At 61.4% G+C, this 20,642-nt stretch carries 18 protein-coding genes and 1 pseudogene; 11 read left to right on the forward strand and 8 right to left on the reverse strand.

Annotation, left to right across the window (positions count from 1 at the left end; genetic code table 11):
- Nucleotides 1–37: 37 nt before the first annotated feature.
- The 4 genes from ACQY1K_RS04250 to ACQY1K_RS04265 all read right to left on the reverse strand — a co-directional run bounded on the left by ACQY1K_RS04250 (nt 38) and on the right by ACQY1K_RS04265 (nt 6,315).
- Complete coding sequence (locus tag ACQY1K_RS04250) at nt 38–2,767, reverse strand: ABC transporter transmembrane domain-containing protein (protein WP_430258385.1); 2,730 nt, start codon at nt 2,765–2,767, stop codon at nt 38–40.
- 223 nt (nt 2,768–2,990) lie between these two features.
- On the reverse strand, nt 2,991–4,499 hold the full coding sequence (cysN, locus tag ACQY1K_RS04255; RefSeq protein ID WP_430258386.1) for a sulfate adenylyltransferase subunit CysN: 1,509 nt from the start codon (nt 4,497–4,499) through the stop codon (nt 2,991–2,993).
- A 1-nt stretch (nt 4,500) separates the two neighbouring features.
- Nucleotides 4,501–5,454 carry a sulfate adenylyltransferase subunit CysD gene (gene cysD / locus ACQY1K_RS04260; protein WP_113109652.1) on the reverse strand — a complete coding sequence of 318 codons (954 nt, stop codon included), beginning with the start codon at nt 5,452–5,454 and terminating at the stop codon, nt 4,501–4,503.
- A 69-nt stretch (nt 5,455–5,523) separates the two neighbouring features.
- Nucleotides 5,524–6,315 carry a phosphoadenylyl-sulfate reductase gene (locus tag ACQY1K_RS04265; RefSeq protein WP_430258907.1) on the reverse strand — a complete coding sequence of 264 codons (792 nt, stop codon included), beginning with the start codon at nt 6,313–6,315 and terminating at the stop codon, nt 5,524–5,526.
- A gap of 374 nt (nt 6,316–6,689) precedes the next feature.
- Between ACQY1K_RS04265 and ACQY1K_RS04270 the strand changes: the two genes are divergently transcribed.
- On the forward strand, nt 6,690–7,175 hold the full coding sequence (locus ACQY1K_RS04270; RefSeq protein ID WP_430258387.1) for an RrF2 family transcriptional regulator: 486 nt from the start codon (nt 6,690–6,692) through the stop codon (nt 7,173–7,175).
- A gap of 2 nt (nt 7,176–7,177) precedes the next feature.
- Here the strand turns inward: ACQY1K_RS04270 and ACQY1K_RS04275 are convergent, their stop codons facing one another.
- Complete coding sequence (locus tag ACQY1K_RS04275; RefSeq protein WP_430258388.1) at nt 7,178–7,387, reverse strand: hypothetical protein; 210 nt, start codon at nt 7,385–7,387, stop codon at nt 7,178–7,180.
- Between the two features lie 318 nt (nt 7,388–7,705).
- Between ACQY1K_RS04275 and ACQY1K_RS04280 the strand changes: the two genes are divergently transcribed.
- From ACQY1K_RS04280 to ACQY1K_RS04315, 8 genes and pseudogenes are all read left to right on the forward strand, one after another.
- Nucleotides 7,706–8,740: a sulfate ABC transporter substrate-binding protein gene (locus ACQY1K_RS04280; protein WP_092661552.1), complete on the forward strand. Its 1,035-nt coding sequence runs from the start codon at nt 7,706–7,708 to the stop codon at nt 8,738–8,740.
- A gap of 12 nt (nt 8,741–8,752) precedes the next feature.
- The gene (gene cysT / locus ACQY1K_RS04285) at nt 8,753–9,610 is read left to right on the forward strand and encodes a sulfate ABC transporter permease subunit CysT (protein ID WP_209900140.1); all 858 of its coding nucleotides are present in this window, start codon (nt 8,753–8,755) and stop codon (nt 9,608–9,610) included.
- A gap of 263 nt (nt 9,611–9,873) precedes the next feature.
- Nucleotides 9,874–10,671: pseudogene (gene cysW / locus ACQY1K_RS04290) on the forward strand (sulfate ABC transporter permease subunit CysW); the annotation flags it as partial.
- Between the two features lie 14 nt (nt 10,672–10,685).
- Nucleotides 10,686–11,735 carry a sulfate/molybdate ABC transporter ATP-binding protein gene (locus ACQY1K_RS04295; RefSeq protein ID WP_430258389.1) on the forward strand — a complete coding sequence of 350 codons (1,050 nt, stop codon included), beginning with the start codon at nt 10,686–10,688 and terminating at the stop codon, nt 11,733–11,735.
- Between the two features lie 158 nt (nt 11,736–11,893).
- Nucleotides 11,894–13,213: a phosphatidylglycerol lysyltransferase domain-containing protein gene (locus tag ACQY1K_RS04300; protein WP_430258390.1), complete on the forward strand. Its 1,320-nt coding sequence runs from the start codon at nt 11,894–11,896 to the stop codon at nt 13,211–13,213.
- Nucleotides 13,210–14,580 carry a virulence factor family protein gene (locus tag ACQY1K_RS04305; RefSeq protein ID WP_430258391.1) on the forward strand — a complete coding sequence of 457 codons (1,371 nt, stop codon included), beginning with the start codon at nt 13,210–13,212 and terminating at the stop codon, nt 14,578–14,580. Before ACQY1K_RS04300 ends, ACQY1K_RS04305 begins: the two co-directional genes overlap by 4 nt.
- Nucleotides 14,581–14,652: 72 nt before the next feature.
- Nucleotides 14,653–14,925: a YlcI/YnfO family protein gene (locus tag ACQY1K_RS04310; protein WP_113109658.1), complete on the forward strand. Its 273-nt coding sequence runs from the start codon at nt 14,653–14,655 to the stop codon at nt 14,923–14,925.
- Entirely contained in the window at nt 14,922–15,221 is a 300-nt protein-coding gene (locus ACQY1K_RS04315) for a type II toxin-antitoxin system RelE/ParE family toxin (RefSeq protein WP_113109659.1), read from the forward strand. The genes ACQY1K_RS04310 and ACQY1K_RS04315 overlap by 4 nt, the downstream gene beginning before the upstream one ends.
- Nucleotides 15,222–15,233: 12 nt before the next feature.
- Here the strand turns inward: ACQY1K_RS04315 and betA are convergent, their stop codons facing one another.
- A complete protein-coding gene (gene betA / locus ACQY1K_RS04320) occupies nt 15,234–16,886 on the reverse strand; it encodes a choline dehydrogenase (protein WP_430258392.1) in 1,653 nt (550 codons plus the stop codon).
- A 99-nt stretch (nt 16,887–16,985) separates the two neighbouring features.
- On the opposite strand from betA, the gene ACQY1K_RS04325 reads away from it, so the two are divergent.
- Both ACQY1K_RS04325 and ACQY1K_RS04330 read left to right on the forward strand, forming a co-directional pair.
- Entirely contained in the window at nt 16,986–17,183 is a 198-nt protein-coding gene (locus ACQY1K_RS04325; protein ID WP_430258393.1) for a type II toxin-antitoxin system RelE family toxin, read from the forward strand.
- Nucleotides 17,184–17,258: 75 nt separating this feature from the next.
- Entirely contained in the window at nt 17,259–17,540 is a 282-nt protein-coding gene (locus tag ACQY1K_RS04330) for a helix-turn-helix domain-containing protein (RefSeq protein WP_430258394.1), read from the forward strand.
- Between the two features lie 8 nt (nt 17,541–17,548).
- On the opposite strand, the gene betB is transcribed toward ACQY1K_RS04330, so the two are convergent.
- Both betB and betC read right to left on the reverse strand, forming a co-directional pair.
- Entirely contained in the window at nt 17,549–19,012 is a 1,464-nt protein-coding gene (gene betB, locus ACQY1K_RS04335; protein WP_430258395.1) for a betaine-aldehyde dehydrogenase, read from the reverse strand.
- Nucleotides 19,013–19,035: 23 nt separating this feature from the next.
- On the reverse strand, nt 19,036–20,553 hold the full coding sequence (gene betC / locus ACQY1K_RS04340; RefSeq protein WP_430258396.1) for a choline-sulfatase: 1,518 nt from the start codon (nt 20,551–20,553) through the stop codon (nt 19,036–19,038).
- Between the last annotated feature and the right edge of the window lie 89 nt (nt 20,554–20,642).

Here is a 20,642-nt window from a genome sequence, read left to right on the forward strand (position 1 = left end):
TTTCCACCATTTGGTCATCTTGTTGGCGGCTGCGATATTATGCCACCAACGATTTAAAAATACCACTCTTTGTATCCAGAGCCTCAAAAGAGTCGTCTTCGGCCACGGATCCCTTGTCGAATACGATAACACGATGAAACAATCGTGACAGGGCAGTATTCGACAAAACCCACGCCACAGAAGGATTATTGTCCTGCTGAGCGAGGAAGTGAAGCACATTCTTAACAATTTCTTCCTGAGCCCTCCGATCGAGGCCCGGAAGGGGCTTGTTGAAGATGTAATAATTGGAGCGCCGCACCAGGGCACGGGCAAGGCTCAGCTTGTGGCGCTGGACCAGTGTCAGTCGCCGGCCGCTGGCGCCCATGTCGTAGTCCAGCCCGATGCCGATAAAGCTCTCATAGAGACCCATTTCGCGCAGCAGCTTGCCCGCCACGTTGCGGATCTTGGTCGGCGCGTCGGCGTTGCGTTGCGACAGCTTGCCGAACAGGATGTTTTCGCGAAGCGTCGCCGAGCCCATGTATTTGTGCGGATCGTAGCGCTCGATGCGGCTGCGCAGCGATGCCGGCAGGTTGGCATAGAAGATATCGCGTGTGGCAACGATCTGGTTCATGATCTCGGCGGTCAGGACGCCGAAGCGGTAGCGTGGCTCGATATAGTAAAGGCTGAGCTTGACCACCGCGCGCCGGTCGTCCTCGCTGGGCTTGAAGTCCCGGCGGCTGCGCTTGCGCTTCAAAAGCTGCTCGTAGAACGCGATATCGTCGGTGGTGATATGCTCGAGCTGCTGGAACAGCGGATGTTCCGGCGGCAGGCCCTGGAAGATTTCCGACAGGTTTTCTGCGATCGAAAGTCCCATGTCGTAGAACAGGTCGAACAGATTGGCCGTCTTCAACACTTCGAAGACATACTCTCCCTCGGCCAGTTCCATATCCAGTTCCGCCGACTGGCGCGTCGCCGCAAACAGCAGGTTTTCGCGCACCGTCGCTTCGGTGTTGTAGGCGCTGAAATCGAAATAGGAGACGAGATTGCCAAGCCCCTGACTGGCGAGTTCCTCGCGCAGGGCAAACCGCATCTCGACGACACGACCGGTCAGTTCCTCGTGTTCGGCCGGGTCGAGATAGGAATGCAAGGCCAGTTCCATCACGTCGGCTGTCAGCTGCACCGCATCAAGGGCCCTCAAGACCGACTGCTTGACATCGTCGTCGCCGCCTTCCGATACGGAGGTGGATCGACGATCGATCCAGTCGACGGACGGATCGTGCGTCGTGTTTCCGGCGCGTTCGGCTTCGCTCATCTTCCAGCGCCGCCGAAGCTTCTTGTGTTTGGGCTCGTCTGCGGACTTCTCCTGCACGGCGGGCGCGTGCTTGAGCCCGTAGAGAAGATTGTCCTTGAGCGTCCCGTGGAAAAAGTAGCTGTCGGCCGACGCATAGGAGACCTGACGCCCGGTCACCGCTTCCGGCAGTTCCAGAAGGTCGACCTCGCCCAGCATCACGCGGCCCGAGGCCGGCCAGGTAATGCGGCCGAACGCTTCCGCCGTCGCTTCGGCGCCGATGCCGGCATTGTCGATCATCGCCACCAGCTCGCCGGGCTCGATCTTGAGCGTCACGTTTTCGGCGATATGAGCGCCGCTGCCATCGACGATGGTGAGGTTCAGAGCGGCAAGCGGAGACGGCGTATGGTCCGGCACATCGTGGGCGAGCGCATGCAGCGTCGGCGCGATCAGCACGCCCGGCTCGAACTGTTCGCGCACCTGTTCGTATTTCACCTGAACGTCTTGGCGTGCTTGGTCCCAGTCGATCAGTTCTTTGAGAGGGCCCGGCAGGTCCTTGTAGGCGTTGATGACGGCCACCAGCTGGCCGACGTCGAGCGTGCCCCGCAAGGCAAAATAGCCGCCGATCGAATAGAAGAGAAACGGCGTCAGCTGCGACAGGAAATTGTTGACGAACTTGACGATGAATTTCCACCGATAGAGGTCGTAGCGGATCTGGAAGATCTGCCCCAGCCGGTCGGAAATATCGGCACGCTCGTAATTGCTGGTGTCGTAGCTGTGGATCGTATCCATGCCCTCGACAATCTCGCCCACCTTGCCCGCCAGATGCCGGGCGGTGATCTGCCGCTGACGGCCAAGATCGATCAGGCGACGGCGCATCTTTGGAATGATGCCGACCTGGATCGCCACCATGAAGGCTGCGATCAGCCCCAGCCACAGGTTCTGCAAGAGAATGAAGGTGAGGGCGGCGATCGCCTGTCCACCCAGCATGGCCGGCTGCACAAAAGCGTCACCGGTAAAGCCGCCGAAAGGCTCCACCTCGTCCTTGACCATGCTGGAGACTTCCGCACCGCGGATCTGCCGCATCGTGCTTGGCGGGAAGCGCAGAAGACGGTCCACCAGCTCGTAGCGGATACGGCGTAGCAGCCGTTCGCCCAGCCGTCCCTTGTAGGTGTTGATGTAGAACTTGAACAACCCGTTGACGATGACGAGCAGCAGGAACACGCCCGAAAGCGCCATCAGCGTCGCCAGCCGGTTGAGCTCGAAGCCTTCGAAACCGAAGGACCACTGCGTCAAAGGAATGGTGAACTGGAATGCGAGGAAGGGCCGGGTTGCGGCCGCCATCTCGAACCCTTCACCCTGGATCGGCCCGTTGATGATCTGCTTGGGAAGGTCGAACGCAAGGAAGTACGGAATCATCGAAATCAGAACGATCGCGAGAACCCATAACTGCTGCGGTCGCGTATGATTCCAGATATAACGAAGTAGATGTTTTTCCATCGGCAACGGATCTCAGTTCCCGAGGCTGGATTGCACAGCGCGCCTCCCGGAAGGGTGAAGGGAGGCATGATATAGGTGGATCCGCCGCTTGTGCAAACGTCTCGTGCACGATGCTGCTTGATTAGGCGATTGGTTCGCCGCCAAGTGTGGCAAACCTGCCGGGATGGCTAAGGGCCGGGTTCTGCACCCCGGCCCATCAGTGTTTGAAAATTCCTGTTTTAAATCAACGGTCTTTGTCGCCCGATGTCAGGATTTGGGCAGCTTCCGCGCCGCTCACCCTGCGGATCTCCACGTCGTCGCGGCGGGCGGCAAACGCGTCGGTTGCCATCAGCAGCTCGGCAAGATCGGCCGGCAGGGAGAGAATCACGCGGTCGCCCTGCACTGGCTCGCCACGGCGAATGCCGCCGAGTTCGCCGCGCTTGGCCGTGATCATGCCGCCGGCAACCGTATTCAGCGTATCCGGGTCGATCAGGATGAAGGCGCCGGTCGAGCGGTTCTGCTCATAGGTGTCGAACACCGCCTGCTCTTCGAAAGACAGGCGCACCTTGCCGATCGCGTTCATGTCTAGGCCGGACGCATGCGGAGCCCAACTGCCCGACTGCAGGTCGAGCTGCGAGATCGGCTCCACCGCCACGCGCTGGCGGCGCGAACCGCTTTTCAGCCAGTAGCGCTTGCCGGGCTCGATGCCGCCAGGCTGCAACGCCACCATCTGCCCCTCGAAGCTGACCCCGCTCATCGGCTGGCCATCGAGCGAGGCGATCACGTCGCCGCGGGCGACGTCCACCTGTCGATCGAGCACCAGCGTGATCGCGTCGCCGGCAACGGCTGCGTTGCGCACGAGGTCGAAGGTGACGATCTGCTTGACGTTGGCAATCGTGCCCGACGGCAGGATGACGACGCTGTCGCCCGGCTTGATCGAGCCGCCCGCAACCGTGCCCTGATAGCCGCGAAAGCTTTCGCCGGGACGCGAGACGCGCTGGACGGGAAGGCGGAAGCCACCGGTTTGCGTGGAGCGGGTCGTCGCCAGTTCCAAAGCCTCGACCAGCGTCGGGCCTTCATACCACGGCATCGTGGACGTTGCGGGATAGACGACGTTTTCGCCCTTCAGCGCCGACATCGGGATCGCGGTGATCTGGCGAACGCCGAGCGACAGCGCGAATTCGCGGAATTCATGGCTGATGCGGTCGAAGATCTCGCGGTCGTAATTCACGAGGTCGAACTTGTTGACCGCCAGAACGAACTGCCGGATGCCCATCAAGGATGCGATCGTCGCATGCCGGCGGGTCTGTTCCAGAAGCCCGACGCGGGCATCGGCAAGCAGGATGGCGAGATCGGCCGTCGAGGCGCCGGTCGCCATGTTGCGGGTATACTGCTCGTGGCCGGGCGTGTCGGCCACGATGAACGAACGCTTCTCGGTCGAGAAATAGCGATAGGCGACGTCGATCGTGATGCCCTGTTCGCGCTCCGCCTGGAGACCATCGAGAAGCAGCGCGAAATCCGGCAGGCCGAGATCGTTCTGGCCGCCGCTATCGCGGGCAAGCGTCACCGCTTGGTCTTCCTTGACGGCCTTGGTATCCCAGAGAAGCCGGCCGATCAGGGTGGACTTGCCGTCATCGACGGAGCCGCAGGTGATCAGCCGCAGCGGCCGCACGTCACGGGTGATCTTGGCAGCGGATTCCGCGAAGGGCAGAATAGTGGCCGAAGCGGCGGTGGATGTTGCTGTCACGCTCATCTCAGAAATATCCTTCACGCTTCTTCTTTTCCATCGAACCCGACTGGTCGCGGTCGATGGCGCGGCCCTGGCGTTCGGAAACGGTGGCGATTTCCAGTTCGGCGATGACTTCTTCGAGGTTCGACGCCGTCGAGCGGATCGCGCCGGTCAGCGGGAAGCAGCCGAGCGTGCGAAACCGGATCGAGCCATGCTTGATCTCTTCGCCGGGAAGCAGTTCCAGCCGCTCGTCTTCGGCAAGAATCATCATTCCGTCGCGCTCCACATAGGGGCGCTCGGCGGCGTAGTAGAGCGGCACCAGCGGAATGTTTTCCGCCTGGATGTAGCGCCAGATATCCACTTCGGTCCAGTTCGACAGCGGGAAGGCGCGCACGCTTTCGCCCTTGCGGATCATGCCGTTATAGACGTTCCACAGTTCCGGCCGCTGGTTGCGCGGATCCCACTTATGGTCAGGCGTGCGGAACGAATAGATCCGCTCCTTGGCCCGGCTTGCTTCCTCGTCGCGTCGCGCACCGCCAAAGGCCGCGTCGTAACCGCCGGCATCCAGCGCCTGCCTCAGCGCTTCGGTCTTCATCACGTCGGTATAGAAGGACGAACCATGGGTGAACGGCGTGATGTTTTCTTCCCTGCCACGGGCATTGCTGTGCACCACGAGGTCGAGATCGTAGTCCTCTGCGACCTTGTCGCGGAACGCGATCATTTCCTTGAACTTCCACGTCGTGTCCACATGCAGAAGCGGGAAGGGCACGCGACCCGGGAAGAAGGCCTTGCGGGCGAGATGCAGCAGAACGGAGGAATCCTTGCCGATCGAATAGAGCATGACCGGGTTTTCGAATTCGGCCGCCACCTCCCGGAAGATGTGGATCGCTTCGTTTTCGAGTGCCTTGAGATGAGGATCGAGCGGCGGGCGGGAAACGGGCGGGTTCTTGATTTCCGTTTCCTGTACTGACAGGGGCATTTCAGTCTCCGGTATTCTTAAAAATACAACATAGATGGCAAGGGCGGCAGGCGCTGCGATCCGGACGGATCATCCGATGGCGCTTGCCCCTTGAATGGTGGAGGAGCGGGCCGCGGGGTCTTCGGAGGCCTGCGCGTCCGACGCGTGACTTTCAGAGACATGCAGACCGCATTCGCGCTTCTCGTCGTTTTCCCACCACCAGCGGCCGGCCCGTTCGGGCTCGCCCGGCTTGATGGCGCGGGTACAGGGCTCGCAGCCGATCGACGGATAGCCGCGGGCGTGCAGCGGATTGATCGGGATATGCTCGGCCGCGACATGCGCGTTGATGCGGTCGATGTCCCAGTCCGCCAGCGGGTTGATCTTGATCAGGTTGCGCTCGGCGTCGAATTCGGCAAACGGCGTCGTCGCCCGGTTGCCGGACTGTCCGCGACGAAGCCCGGTGATCCAGATCTCGGCGCCGGACAGCGCTTGCGCGAGCGGCACCAGTTTCCTTACCCGACAGCAGGCGTGACGGGCCTCGACGCTGTCGTAGAAACCATTGATGCCGTAGGTGGCGACGAAGGCATCGACGTCGTCCTTGGCCGGGTAGAACCTGACGATCTCGAGATCGTAGAGCGCTTCGGTCTCGGCGATCAGATCGACGGTTTCGCGAAACAGTCTGCCGGTCTCCAGCGTCGATACCTCGATCGGCAGACGGTGCGTGCCGATCGCAGCGGTAATCACCTGATCCTCGATCCCGAGCGACGTGGTGAAAACGGCGCGGCCAAGTTCGGATGCAAGCGACAAACGACCGGCAAGGTCGAGGCCTGCAAGGCGAGTATCGAGATTTGCTGCAAGCGCCTGGTGGTCCAGCCTTGCCATGTCCTGAAAGGTCATCGGTCTTCTTCCGTAAGCAATGCCAAGAGTATTGTGGGGCAGGGCGCGGAAGGACAGGAAAAGCCGTTTCAACCTTTAGACTACGGGAGCAAATATCTCTCCAAAGCTCCGTCTACACAGAAAACCCGACGCCTTAACCAAATGTGAGCCTTTTTTGCCCGCCGATGCGGCCATTGGTTTGTAATTTCTCGCCATTTGCGCTATCCCGGGACCAGGTTTTGCATCGCGGTACTGTCGCGTGCCAGCCTGCTCCTCCTGAATGCCAGTTGCGGCTTCATCGTGGATGCCCAGAGGAAAAATAAGCGGCGACGTGAGACCGATTTCGGGCTTGCGGCGGTGCTGCTGTTAGTGGTCGCGGTATGATATCCCAGAAGGCGAAATATGCGTTAAGAGCCCTGACGGCCCTGGCGCAGGCGGATCGTGAAGAACCGATGCTGATTTCCGAGATCGCGGTTCAGCAAAGCATCCCGAAGAAGTTTCTGGAGCAGATCCTGCTTGATCTGAAACGGTCTGGGATCGTCGTCTCGCGCCGCGGCAAGCAGGGCGGCTATCTTCTCCTGCGGCCAGCCGACGCCATCACCTTCGGCGAAGTGCTGCGTCTGGTCGACGGGCCGATCGCGCCTCTGCCTTGCCTCTCCCAGACCGCCTACCGCAAATGCGATGATTGCGACGGCGAACACCTCTGCGAAATCCGCCACGTCTTCGCCCGCGTTGCCGATGCCACCCGCGACGTGCTGTTCAGCACCACCATCGCCGATGCGGTGGAAGGAGCAGGGGTCGAAGTGGCCGCAGCGGACACTGACGCTGCCAACGCCGGACAGGTGCGCGAACTGCTGTCGGCCTGAGCCTAGTTTTCGCCCTGCTGCTCGCCTGGGGTCTTCACGTCGACAAGGGGATCGAAATCCACGCCTTGCGTCTTTCCGTCCGGCGATTTGAGAACCAGTTCCCCATCGCCGCAAGAAGCCCGACCCAGCCGGCGTTCGTCACGTCTGTCATCGAGCCTTGCGCGGACGTCATCCGGAAGCTCACCGCGCAGGTCTCGCCAGTCAACGCTCATCGGATTCCTCCCTGCAGCCACGCGTCAAACCGGGCATCGGCCTTTGCGAACATCTGACAAGCCATCATCTCCTGCTCTCAGGACGTAATCAAACGAATATTGCCTTACCTCTCACGCGCCAAATCCGACAAACCTCCCGGATTGCCTTACCCCTTCATCCGCTTTTCCCAACGCTGCCGTTTCGCCTCTCGGCCTCGCGGGAACGCGCCCTTCTCGCCGCAGCCCACCAAAGGGAAACAGTTTTGCCTTGGTTTCGCCGTCGATTGACTAAGACGACCGGCTCGGTAGAGTTTGGGGCAGATCACAGGGGAGGCATTCATGCTGAATTTTACCGATGGGATATCGAAGCGGCTTCTGGCACTGGCGCTCGGCGTGACGCTGGCCGCCGGCAGCGTGGCACCGGCTTTTTCAGCCACCCAGCTCCTCAACGTGTCCTATGACCCGACGCGCGAGCTCTACAAGGATTTCAACGCCGCCTTTGCCAAGCACTGGAAGGCAGAAGGTGGCGATGATGTCGCCATTCGCCAGTCGCATGGTGGTTCCGGCGCGCAGGCCCGCTCCGTCATCGATGGTCTTGGGGCCGATGTCGTGACGCTGGCGCTGGAAAGCGATATCAACGCCATCCAGAAGGCCGGCAAGATCAAGGAAAACTGGCGTTCGCGCCTGCCGAACAATTCCTCGCCCTACACGTCGACGATCGTCTTTTTGGTGCGCAAGGGCAATCCGAAGGGCATCAAGAACTGGGGCGATCTGGTCAAGGGCGACGTTTCGATCGTCACTCCGAACCCGAAGACGTCAGGCGGCGCCCGCTGGAACTATCTGGCGGCCTGGGCTTGGGCCAATGAAGAATTCAAGGGCGACCAGGACAAGATCAAGGCCTATATCGCCGATCTCTACAAACGGGCTCCCGTCCTCGATACCGGCGCCCGCGGCTCCACGGTGACCTTTGCGCAGCGCCAGATCGGCGACGTGCTGCTTGCCTGGGAAAACGAGGCCTATCTCGCCGGCGAGGAATTCGGCAAGGACGCATTCGACATCGTCGTACCACCGATCTCGATCCTCGCAGAGCCGCCGGTTGCGGTAGTGGATGCGACGGTCGATGAAAAGGGCACCCGCAAGGTCGCCGAAGCCTATCTTCAGTATCTCTATTCCGATGAAGGCCAGAACATCGCGGCCAAGCACTTCTATCGTCCGTCCAGGCGCGATGTGGTAAAGCCTGAATTGCTGAAACAGCTGCCGGATATCAAGCTCGTCACCATCGACGACCCGATCTTCGGCGGTTGGAAAAAGGCGCAGCCGGAACACTTCGGCGATGGCGGCATCTTCGACCAGATCTACAAGCCGGGCAAATAAGTCGGAACCAGAATGACCTCATCCACCGCTGCCACGTCGGCACGGTGGCGGGTAAAACAGCCGAGCATCATCCCGGGTTTCGGGTTGACGCTCGGCTTTTCGCTCGCCTACCTGTCGCTTATCATCCTCATTCCGATCGCAGGCCTGCTCTGGCGCACCGCCGAGCTCGGCTGGTCAGGCTTCTTCGCCGTCCTCTCGGATCAAAGAACGATCCGGGCTCTCACCGTGTCCTTCGGCACGGCCTTTGCGGCCGCGCTCATCAATGTCGTGTTCGGCACGCTGCTTGCGTGGGTGCTGACCCGCTACCGGTTTCCCGGTCGCCGGTTGATCGATGCGATGGTGGACCTGCCGTTCGCACTTCCGACGGCGGTCGCCGGCATCGCATTCGCCTCGCTCTATGCGCCGAATGGCTGGATCGGTTCGCTGTTCATGCCGTTCCGCATCGCCTTCACGCCTTACGGCATCGTCATCGCGCTGATCTTCATCGGTCTTCCCTTCGTCGTGCGCACCGTGCAGCCGATCATGGAAGAGATCGATCGCGAAGTGGAGGAGGCGGCAGCAACGCTCGGCGCCAACCGGTTCCAGACCATATTCCAGGTTCTGCTGCCGGGCTTGGCACCCGCCATCCTCACCGGCTTCGCACTCGCCTTCGCCCGCGGCGTGGGCGAATACGGCTCGGTCATCTTTATCGCCGGCAACATTCCATACGTCTCGGAAATCGCGCCGCTCCTGATCGTCATCCGGCTGGAAGAGTTCAACTACGCCGGCGCCACCGCAATCGCCACGATCATGCTGCTGATCTCGTTTGCCATGCTGCTGGTCATCAACCTCATCCAGGCCTGGAGCCGCAGGAGGTATGGTTATGTGTGATGTTTTCAGAGCTGCCTTGAAGAAGAACCCCTTCCAACCCTCCCCACAAGGGGGAGGGCTGAACCCAGCCTCACCCTCAGATGCAGGAACGCAGCGCTTGCCACGTCGGTTCTCCCTCCCCGTGGGCGGTCCGAAGGACGGGGCGAGACCCGTGGCTCGACCCCGGTCGCCCGGCAGGGCAGAGAGGGTCTTGTCTCATGTCTAAGTCCACCCGCATCACACGTTTCCGCAGCCCCGCCGATGAAAGCCTCACCACCAAGCTGGTCCTCGTCGGGGTGTCGCTCGTCTTCCTCGGCTTCTTCCTGTTCCTGCCGCTCGTCTCGGTCTTCGTCGAAGCGTTTCGCGATGGCTGGGGTGCTTATGAGGAAGCGCTGGTCGAACCCGATGCCTGGGCCGCGATCGGGTTGACGCTCACGGTCGCCGCCATCGCCGTGCCGCTCAACCTCGTCTTCGGGCTTGCGGCGGCATGGGCCATCGCCAAGTTCGAATTCAAGGGCAAGGCCTTCCTGATCACCCTGATCGACCTGCCGTTCTCGATCTCGCCGGTCATATCCGGTCTCGTCTATGTGCTGCTGTTCGGCAGTGCAAGCGTACTTGGACCCTGGCTGAAAAGCTATGGCATCGAGATCCTGTTTGCCGTGCCCGGCATCGTGCTTGCCACCGTGTTCGTCACCTTTCCCTTCATCGCCCGCGAACTGATCCCGCTGATGCAGGACCAGGGCACCGGCGACGAGGAGGCGGCCCTGTCGCTCGGCGCAACCGGCTGGCAGACCTTCTGGTATGTGACGCTGCCCAATATAAAGTGGGGCCTGCTTTACGGCGTGCTTCTCTGCAATGCCCGCGCCATGGGCGAATTCGGTGCCGTCTCGGTCGTATCCGGCCGCATCCGCGGGCTCACCAACACGATGCCGCTGCATGTGGAGATACTCTATAATGAGTACAACATGGTTGCAGCCTTCGCGGTGGCCTCGCTGCTGGCACTTCTGGCGCTCGTCACGCTCGCTCTCAAAACCCTTCTCGAACTTCGGTTCGGTGCCGGCTCAGCCGGCGGCAGACATTAAAAGGCTCCCGCTCTATGGAAGTTAGCATCAACAATATCCGCAAGGAATTCGACCGCTTCGCTGCGCTGAACGACGTGTCGCTGAAAATCGCGTCCGGCGAACTGATCGCGCTGCTTGGTCCGTCCGGTTCCGGCAAGACGACGCTGCTGCGGCTGATTGCCGGGCTGGATTTTCCAACCGACGGCCAGATCTTCTTCGGCGCCGAAGATGCCTCGCATCATTCCGTGCAGGATCGCAATGTCGGTTTCGTATTCCAGCATTACGCGCTGTTCCGGCATATGACGGTGGCGGAAAACATCGGCTTCGGCCTGAAGGTCCGCCCCTCCGCCAGCCGCCCGTCGAAGGCCGAGATCCGCAAGCGCGTCTCCGACCTGCTCGATATGGTCCAGCTGTCGGGCCTTGAAAAGCGCTACCCGAACCAGCTTTCCGGCGGCCAGCGCCAGCGTGTGGCACTGGCCCGCGCCATGGCGATCGAGCCGCGCATCCTGCTGCTCGACGAACCTTTCGGCGCGCTCGATGCCAAGGTCCGCAAGGAGCTGCGCCGCTGGTTGCGCGAGTTTCACGATCGCACCGGCCACACCACCGTCTTCGTTACCCACGACCAGGAAGAGGCGCTGGAGCTGGCCGACCGCGTCGTCGTCATGAGCCAGGGCAAGATCGAACAGGTCGGCTCGGCCGACGACGTCTATGACCGGCCGGGGTCGCCCTTCGTGTTCTCCTTCATCGGCGAATCCTCGCATCTGCCGGTCGAAGTGAAGGACGGCACGGTGCTGTTTCAGGGCGAGCCGATCGGGGTTTCCGGAGAGGTAAACAGTTCCGGCGACCTCTACTTCCGTCCCGAAGATGTGGAGCTGACGCAGGAGCGGGACGCGCTGTTCGGCAAGGTCACCGCTTCGCGCCGCCTTGCCGGCACCCGCATTGCCGAGATCGATATCTCCAACCCCGGGGGAAGTAACGGCCACGAGCCCTTCCATGTGGAGATCGAGGTGCCGCTGCACGCACCGATCGAGCTCGGCTCCGAAGCACGGTTCCGTCCGACCCGCTGGAAGATATTCGGCCGATGACAGGGGCTGGCACCGCTTAGGTGCCAGCTTTTCCAACTTTAAATTGATCCCCATCAATTTCGGCGGCATCGGATGCTGATATGCAGCCTGCGCGCGTAAGCTTCGGTAAATCAAAACGCGCTATGAAGCTCGCAGTTCGACAGTCCGACAGGTCCCCTATGGCAGATATTGCGCATGAAACGATGGCCCCCGCCGTTGCGGAGGGTGGAGCGGTCTCCGCTGCGGGTCAGATCGGCAGATTTCTTGCCGAGCGCTTGGCGGACATTCTCGGCAATCGCGGCCTTGCCTTCTATTTCGCGCTGATCGCCTTCACCGTGGCGCTGTCGCTCTACGTGTTTCTGGAGGAGAACCTTCTCCTCGTGGCCTGGCATCTCATTGTCGGCGATGTCACGACCCGCGTCTCGGCCGGTTTCGTTACCGTTGCTTTTGTCGGCACGCTCGCCGCCAGCCGGCACCTGCGCATTCCGCGGCCCGTCTCCCGTGTTCCATCCGGCGAAGACCTGCAGAGAGCGCTCGATCTCCTGGCGCTCCAGCCCAATGCCAGCGCCGGCCTCGTGCGGCTCGGCGACAAGAAGGTGCTGTTTTCCGATTGCGGCAATGCCTTCGTCATGTATGCCCGCTCGGGCCGGTCCTGGGCGGCGTTGTTTGATCCGGTCGGCTGCCGCAAGGCCTGGCCGGGCCTGATCGTCAAGTTCATGAACGCCGCGCGCCGCGATGGCTGCCGCGCCGTCTTCTACCAGGTCTCGCCCGAGTTTCTGCCCTGCGCAGTCGAGGCGGGTCTGAAACCCTACAAGCTCGGCGAACAGGCGGTGGTCCATCTCACCGATTTCGACCTGAAAGGCGGCGCCTGGCTGAAACTGCGCCGGTCGATCAACCGTGCCGAACGCGACGGGTTGGAATTCTCGTTGCTGCCGGCCGAAGCGGTGCCCGGCGTGATGGACGAGCTTATTGGCGTTTCCCGCGCCTGGCTTGCCGCCCATAACGCCGCCGAAAAGGGCTTTTCGCTCGGCACCTTCCAGCCGGCCTATGTGGCCGCCGGACCCGTCGCCGTTATCCGTCTCGAAGGCCGCATCGTCGCTTTTGCCAATATCCATGCGACGAGTTCGAACGGCGATGCCTTTATCGATCTCATGCGGCATGTGCCCAACACCCATCGCGGCATGATGGATCTGCTCTTCGTGCGCATCATGGAGCATTTCAAGGCGGAAGGGTATCGCACGCTTAACCTCGGCATGGCGCCGCTGTCAGGCCTTGCCACCCACCGCCGCGCGCCGCTCTGGAACCATATCGGCAACCGCATTTTCGAAAACGGCGAGCGCTTTTATAATTTCCGCGGCGTTCATGCTTTCAAGTCGAAATTCGATCCGGAATGGCAACCGCGCTATCTCGCCGTTTCCGGCCGCGGCATGCCGCTCGTTGCCCTGTTCGACGTGACCAAGCTGATTGCCGGCGGCCTGAGAGGCATCCTTCGCCGATGAAGCTTCTGCCAGCAATCGTTGCCGGCATCACCGTGGTCGCCGCCGCGGTGAATGCATTCGAGTGGTGGGCCGGTCCCGGCATTCGAAGCCTGCCGACCGACCGCATCGCCTATCCCGACACAAAGGCATCCGGCATCGTTCTCCTCCTGTCCGGCACCGAAGGCTGGTCGGACCGCGAACAGACGGTCTCCGATGCACTGACTGCCGGCGGCGCCGTGGTCGTCGGCATCGATCTTCCCGATTACTACGAGGCGCTTGGTCGCGAAGAGGACCGGACCTGCCTCTATCTCGTCTCCGATATCGAGGAACTGAGCCGCCAGATCCACCGCGAGCAGGAGATCGCCGCCTACCTGCCGCCGGTCATCGCCGGCATCGGCGGCGGGGGAGCCCTGGCGCTCGCGATCGCCGCCCAGACGCCCGCCTCGACCATCGCGGAAACCATCGCCATCGATCCGCAGGCCTCCATTCCCGTCGAAAAGATCCTCTGCACCCCGGCCCCAAAGACGGTGGTCGAGGGCGGCGTCGCATACGGCCTCACGCCGGGCCCGCTTCCCGAGCCGGTGCGCATCCTTTTGACGCCGCAGGCAGATCCGGCAGGTGAAGCCCACGCGGATGCACTGAAGCAGACTCATCCGGCAATCGAGATCACCGCCTGGGACGAAACTGCGGAAACCCTGCAGCTGCAAACCGTTTCCACAACGCTTGCCCGCCTTCGCCAGTCATCGTCGCCGCTCGGCCTGCCGATCGTTCCGACCTCGGCCGTGCCGCTCCACGATACGCTGGCGATCATCTATTCCGGCGACGGCGGCTGGCGCGATATCGACCAGAAGCTCGCCGCCTATCTCGTTGAAGACGGCATCCCGGTCGTCGGCGTCGATGCGCTGCGCTATTTCTGGACCGAGAAATCACCGCAGGAGACGGCCACCGATCTCTCCCGCATCATCACCACCTACCGCCAGCGCTGGAACGTCAAAAACATCGTCCTGATCGGCTATTCCTTCGGCGCCAACATCCTGCCGGCCACCTATCGACTGCTGCCCGAAGCAGACAGACAGGTCGTATCGTTGCTCTCGCTTCTGGCCCTCTCGCATCAGGCGGATTTCGAGATCGCCGTCACCGGCTGGCTCGGCTGGGCAGGGGCCGCCAAGCAGGGCGATCCGGTCGATGACATCGCCGAGATCGAGCCGCACAAGATCCAGTGCATCTATGGCACGGAGGAGGAAGACACGGCCTGTCCTGCTGTCGAGGACATCCCCGGCACACTCATCCATTCACGCCCCGGCGGCCACCATTTCGATGGCGACTACCGCGCTCTGAACCGGCTGATCGTGGACCGCATCAAGGCTTTGTCGTCGCCCGCGATGTGATCCGGATCCACTTGCCAGAATAAGCTTCCAGGCGCATCATGCATCGCACTTGCAACGCATGAGGTGATGCTAATGAAAACCGCAACCATCCCGTCGCTGCGCGTCGACCCGGAACTCCGCGCGGCTGCCGAAAGCGTGCTGAAAGAGGGTGAAACGCTATCCGCCTTCGTCGAGGACTCGCTAAAGAAACAGATCGACTACCGAAAGACCCAGGCGGAGTTTATCGCCAGGGGGCTGGCAGCGCGTGAAGAAGGCAAAAGAACCGGCTTCTACTATACGTCTGACGATGTGCTTGGTCTGATGAAAAGACAGCTTGAAGGGGCGCGCTCCGCGAAAGCAAAATGAGCCATACGCTCCGTTACTCCAGGCAGTTTTTTGAAGACCTGGAAAGGCATCACGGCTATCTGGCAAAGATCGATTTGCGATTGGCAGAGCGTGCCTACGAGGCTATGGCCAAGGCAATCCGAGTACTTGAGGATTTCCCTTTTGTTGGACGAAGGGTAATCGAGGGTGATGCCCTCGCGCGCGAACTTCTGGTGCCTTTCGGGTCCTCAGGCTACGTCATTTTGTATGACATCGAGGACGATCAAACCGTCACCGTCCTCGCCATCCGCCACCAGCGCGAAGACGACTACCACTGACACTGCACGACCTTAACGGTCGCTCATCGCCGCTCTCGGATTGACCCAGGGCTCTTGATTGCTGCGGGGCAGGGGCTGCTTGCCCAGAATATGATCCGCGGCCTTCTCGCCGGTCATGATCGATGGGCCGTTGAGGTTGCCATAGGTCACATGCGGGAAGATCGAACTGTCGGCTACCCGCAGCCCCTCGACGCCGATCACCCGGCATTCCGGATCGACCACCGCCATCAGATCATCGGCGCGACCCATCCGGCAGGTGCCGCAGGGGTGATAGGCGCTTTCCAGATGCTCGCGCAGGAAGGCATCGATCTGATCGTCGCTCTCAACCTGTTCGCCCGGCTGGATCTCCGGTCCGCGATAGTCGTCGAACGCCTTCTGGCTGAAGATCTCACGCGTCAGCCGCACGCAGTGGCGGAACTTGATCCAGTCTTCCTCATGGCTCATGTAATTGAAGCGAATGACAGGATCGTCTTTCGGATCCGCCGAGCGCAGCGTTACCGCCCCGCGCGACTTCGACAGGTTGTAGCCCACATGCACCTGGAACCCGTGGCTTTTTGCGGCCGCCTTGCCGTCGTATGAGATCGCCACAGGCAGAAAGTGATACTGGATGTCCGGCTGCTTCAGGCCAGGCTCCGAGCGGAGGAAGGCGCAGGCCTCGAACTGATTGGAGGCCCCCAAGCCACCCTTGGTCATCAGCCACTGGGCACCCGCCACCCCCTGCCAGAACCAGGGCAGCCAGGAATAGAGCGAGACAGGCTTGGTCGAGATCTGCTGGAAGTAGAATTCCATGTGATCCTGCAGGTTGGCGCCGACGCCCGGCCGGTCGGCCACGACCTCGATCCCCATGTCCCTCAGATGTGCCGCCGGCCCGATGCCCGACAGCATCAAAAGCTTGGGCGAATTGAACGAGGAGGCGGCAATGATCACCTCGCGGTTCGCCTTGACCACTTCCGGCACGCCCCGCCGCAGAACTTCGACGCCGATCGCACGGCCGTTTTCGATCACGACCTTCTGCGCCAGGCCATAGACGACTTCGACATTCTTCCGCTTCATCGCCGGCCGCAGATAGGCGTTGGCGGCGGACCAGCGGCGACCGTCATGGATCGTCTGCTCCATCAGCCCGAAGCCTTCCTGCTTCGAGCCGTTGTAATCGTCGGTCGTCTCGAAACCGGCCTCGGCACCCGCCCGGATGAAGGCATGGAACAGCGGATTGGTCATCGGCCCGCGCTGTACATGCATCGGCCCATCCGTGCCGCGCCATCCCTCTTCGCCGCCGTGGGCCGTTTCCATCCGCTTGAAATAGGGCAGCACATCCGCATAGGACCAGCCGCTCGCACCAAGATCCTCCCAGCGGTTGTAGTCTTCGGCGTGCCCGCGCACATAGACGAGACCATTGATCGACGAAGACCCACCCAGCACCTTGCCCCGCGGCGCTGTAATCCGGCGGTTGCCAAGGTTCGGTTCCGGCTCCGAATAATATCCCCAGTTGTAGCGCTTCATGCTCATCGGCCAGGCAAGTGCTGCCGGCATCTGGATAAACGGACCATAGTCGGTACCGCCCGCCTCGATGACGATGACCGAATGCTTCCCGTCCTCGGACAGCCGATAGGCCATGGCCGAACCCGCCGAACCCGAGCCGATGATGACGAAATCTGCCTGAAGCATTCTTCTCAATCCGTGGTTGAATGAAATTCGATTCTAAACGATATTGCCGGGATGAAGCCGGTTCAGTATTCTCGTGTCGCACAAAAGAGCCTGAGCCGGATGCAGCCTAAAAGACAGGCTGCAATCAAGTCGAAGGTCGATGCTTTCGCCCGTGGCGAAAGGGTCGACCTCAAGAAGCTGGTGGGTAGCCCTCTCATCCGCATCAGGGTCGGTGCTGACAGGATCATCGTCGATGAACAGACGAACCTCGTTTTGGTCATCGACGCCGGCCCTAGGGGCGGTGCCTACAAGGATTGAATGATGGGTGTTTTCAACAGAACGGTTATCAATGGTAAGCCCTTCGTTCTTGTCCCCGAAGAAGAATTCGAGGACATGATGGATACCATCGTGGCTGGCGAAGTCATGGCTCGTATCGAGGCCGGCGAAGAAACCTGGCCGGCCGAGCTTGTGTACGAACTGTTTGAAACAGACAGCCGCATCCGCACCTTCCGCACCTACCGGAAGATGACTGTCTCCGAACTCGCCGACGCGGCCGGCATTTCGCAGCCCTGCATCGCCCAGATCGAGACCGGCGAGAAACCCGGCAGCGTCGACGAGCTGAAACGCATCGCCGCTGTCCTGAAGGTCGATCTCGATGATCTGGTGGTGGGCTGACGAGGCGTTCAATACGGCGCCTCGACTGGTGCCATTCCCACATAGACCGTCTTCAGTTCCGAATAATGCTCCAGTGCCGCAAGCGAGTTTTCGCGGCCGAAGCCGGATTGTTTCGAGCCGCCGAAGGGGATTTCCACCGGGCAGAGATTGTAGGTGTTGATCCACAGCGTGCCTGCTTCCAGCAGATCCACGACGCGATGGCCGCGTGTCAGATCGGCGGTGAAGACCCCGGCGGAGAGGCCGAATTCGGTGGCGTTGGCGCGCGCGATCACCTCTTCCTCGTTATCGAACTCGAGCACGCACATGACGGGTCCGAAGATCTCTTCACGGGCGATGGTCATGTCGTCGGTGACGTCGGCAAACACTGTCGGCTGGATATAATAGCCTTCGCCCGAGACATTGTTGGGAATGCCGCCGCCTGTGATGAGCGTTGCCCCTTCTGACTTGCCCTTTTCGATATAGGACATCACCTTCTGGCGCTGATCGAAGGAGACCATCGGCCCCACCTGGGTTGCCTCGTCCATCGGGTCGCCGATCACCATCTTTTCGGTGCGTGCCTTCAGCCGCGACAGGAATTCGTCCCGGATCGCCTTCTGCACGAACACGCGGGTGCCGTTGGAGCAGACCTGTCCGGTCGAATAGAAATTGCCAAGCATCGCCCCGCCGATGGCGGAATCGATATCCGCATCATCAAACACGATCAGCGGCGACTTGCCGCCCAGTTCCATCGTCACATGCTTGAGATTGCCGGCAGCGCTCGCCGCCACCTTGCGGCCTGTCGGAACCGAACCGGTCAGCGACACCTTGGCGACATCAGGATGTTCGACCAGAAGCGGCCCGGTGGTGCGGTCGCCCTGGATGACGTTGAAGAGCCCTTTCGGCAGGCCGGCCTCGATCAGGATTTCGGCGATCTTGAGCGCGCCGAGCGGCGTGTTTTCCGAAGGCTTGAACACCATCGCATTGCCGGCCGCGAGCGCCGGTGCGCCCTTCCAGCAGGCGATCTGCTGCGGATAGTTCCAGGCACCGATGCCGACGCAGACGCCGAGCGGCACCCGCTTCGTATAGGCAAAATCGCCGCCGAGCGGGATGTACTGACCATTCATGCCGGCCGCGATCACGCCGCCGAAGAATTCGAAACTGTCGGCGCCCGATGTCGGGTCGGCGACGATCGTCTCCTGGATCGGCTTGCCGGTATCGAGCGTCTCCAGCTCGGAAAGCTCGCGGTTGCGCGTCCGCATGATCTCGGCTGCGCGCTTCAGGATCCGGCCGCGCGCGGTCGGGCTCATTGCCGCCCATTCCGGCTGGGCGCGCTTGGCCGCAGCAATCGCCTTTTCGACGATCGCAGGCGTTGCCGCATGCAGCCTTGCGATCACTTCGCCCGTCGCCGGGTAAAGGCTTTCGATGACGCTGCCGTCGGTATCCTCGACATATTCGCCGTCGATGAAGTGGCTGGCGACTGGTTGTGCTTTCATGGGTCTTCTCCGTTCCTTGGCGACTATTCCCCGCGGGGATAGCGCTTGGACTCTTCCAGATTGTCGAGGTTCATGTGGTTGCGCATGTAGCGCTCGGAGGCTTTCTGCAAGGGTTGGTGGTCCCAGGGGTAATAGGCACCGTTGCGCAGCGCTTCATAGACCACCCAGCGCCGCGCCTGGCTTTCACGCACGGCCGCGTCGAATTTCGCCATGTCCCACTTTTCCGCCCGCTTGGCGCGAAACCCGTCCATGACCGATGAATGGGCCGGGTCTTGCGCAAGGTTGGTCAGCTCGTTCGGATCGGCGTCGAGATCGTAAAGCTGTTCGGGATCGAGCTCGCAATGCACGTATTTCCACTTGCCCTCGCGGATGCCGACCAGCGGCGCATGCGAGGCTTCGGCGGCATATTCCATCAGCACCGGCGAGGTTCGCGTGCCACCATCGATCACGGGCTTCAGGCTTTCGCCGTCGGTCCAGGGCATGATCTCGTCCATCGAGATGCCGGCAAGATCGCAAAGCGTCGGCGTGATGTCGAGATTGGAAACCGGCGCGGCATGCAGCGACGGCGTGATCTGAGGACCGGCGATCATCAGCGGCACCCTGGATGACCCCTCGAAGAAGTTCATCTTGAACCACAAACCACGCTCGCCCAGCATGTCGCCATGATCGGAGCAGAACAGGATGAACGTGTTGTCGAGCATCCGTGTCCGGGTCAGCGTGTCGATCAGCTCGCCGACTTTCTCGTCGACATAGGAAATGTTGGCGAAATAGCCCTGGCGCGCCCGCCGTACATGGGCGTCGGTGATCTCGAAGGCGGGGTAGTCGCAGGATTTGAGGATGCGGGCCGAATGCGGATCCTGCTCGGCAAGCATGCCGACCTCAGGCATCAGGTGCTCGCAGTCGTTATAGAGATCCCAGAACTTCCGGCGCGCCACATAGGGGTCGTGCGGATGCGTGAAGGATACCGTCAAAGCCCAGGGCCGGCGGTCCGCATCGTCGTTGTCGCGGCTCAGGTGGTAGAGCTTCTGGTTGGCGAGGAAAGCCACCTCGTCGTCATATTCCATCTGGTTGGAAATCTCGGCAACGCCAGCACCGGTGACCGAACCCATGTTGTGATACCACCAGTCGATCCGTTCGCCCGGCTTGCGGTAATCCGGCGTCCAGCCGAAATCGGCCGGGTAGATGTCGGTGGTCAGTCGCTCCTCGAACCCGTGCATCTGGTCCGGCCCGACAAAATGCATCTTGCCCGACAGCGCCGTGTAATAGCCGGCGCGGCGCAGGTGATGCGCATAGGTCGGGATCGACGAAACATATTCGGCGGCATTGTCATAGACTTGCGTTCGGCTCGGCAGCTGCCCCGCCATGAACGAGGCGCGGGCCGGCGCGCAAAGCGGCGACGAGGTATAGTTGTTCTGAAAGCGCGCCGAGCGTGCAGCGAGGCTTTTCAGATGCGGCGCATGCAGCCAGTCCGCCGGCCCATCCGGAAACAGCGTGCCGTTCAATTGATCGACCATGATGATGAGGATGTTTGGACGAGACATGACCGGGCTGCTTTTCTTTAAGAGGAGGAAGACCGCCAGAGTGAGTTATTTTCGATTGGCCGCGCGATCAAGCAGGGATTGCGAACAGG

The sequence above is a fragment of the Neorhizobium sp. IRS_2294 genome (assembly GCF_050500145.1).
In the GTDB taxonomy this organism is placed as follows: domain Bacteria; phylum Pseudomonadota; class Alphaproteobacteria; order Rhizobiales; family Rhizobiaceae; genus Neorhizobium; species Neorhizobium soli.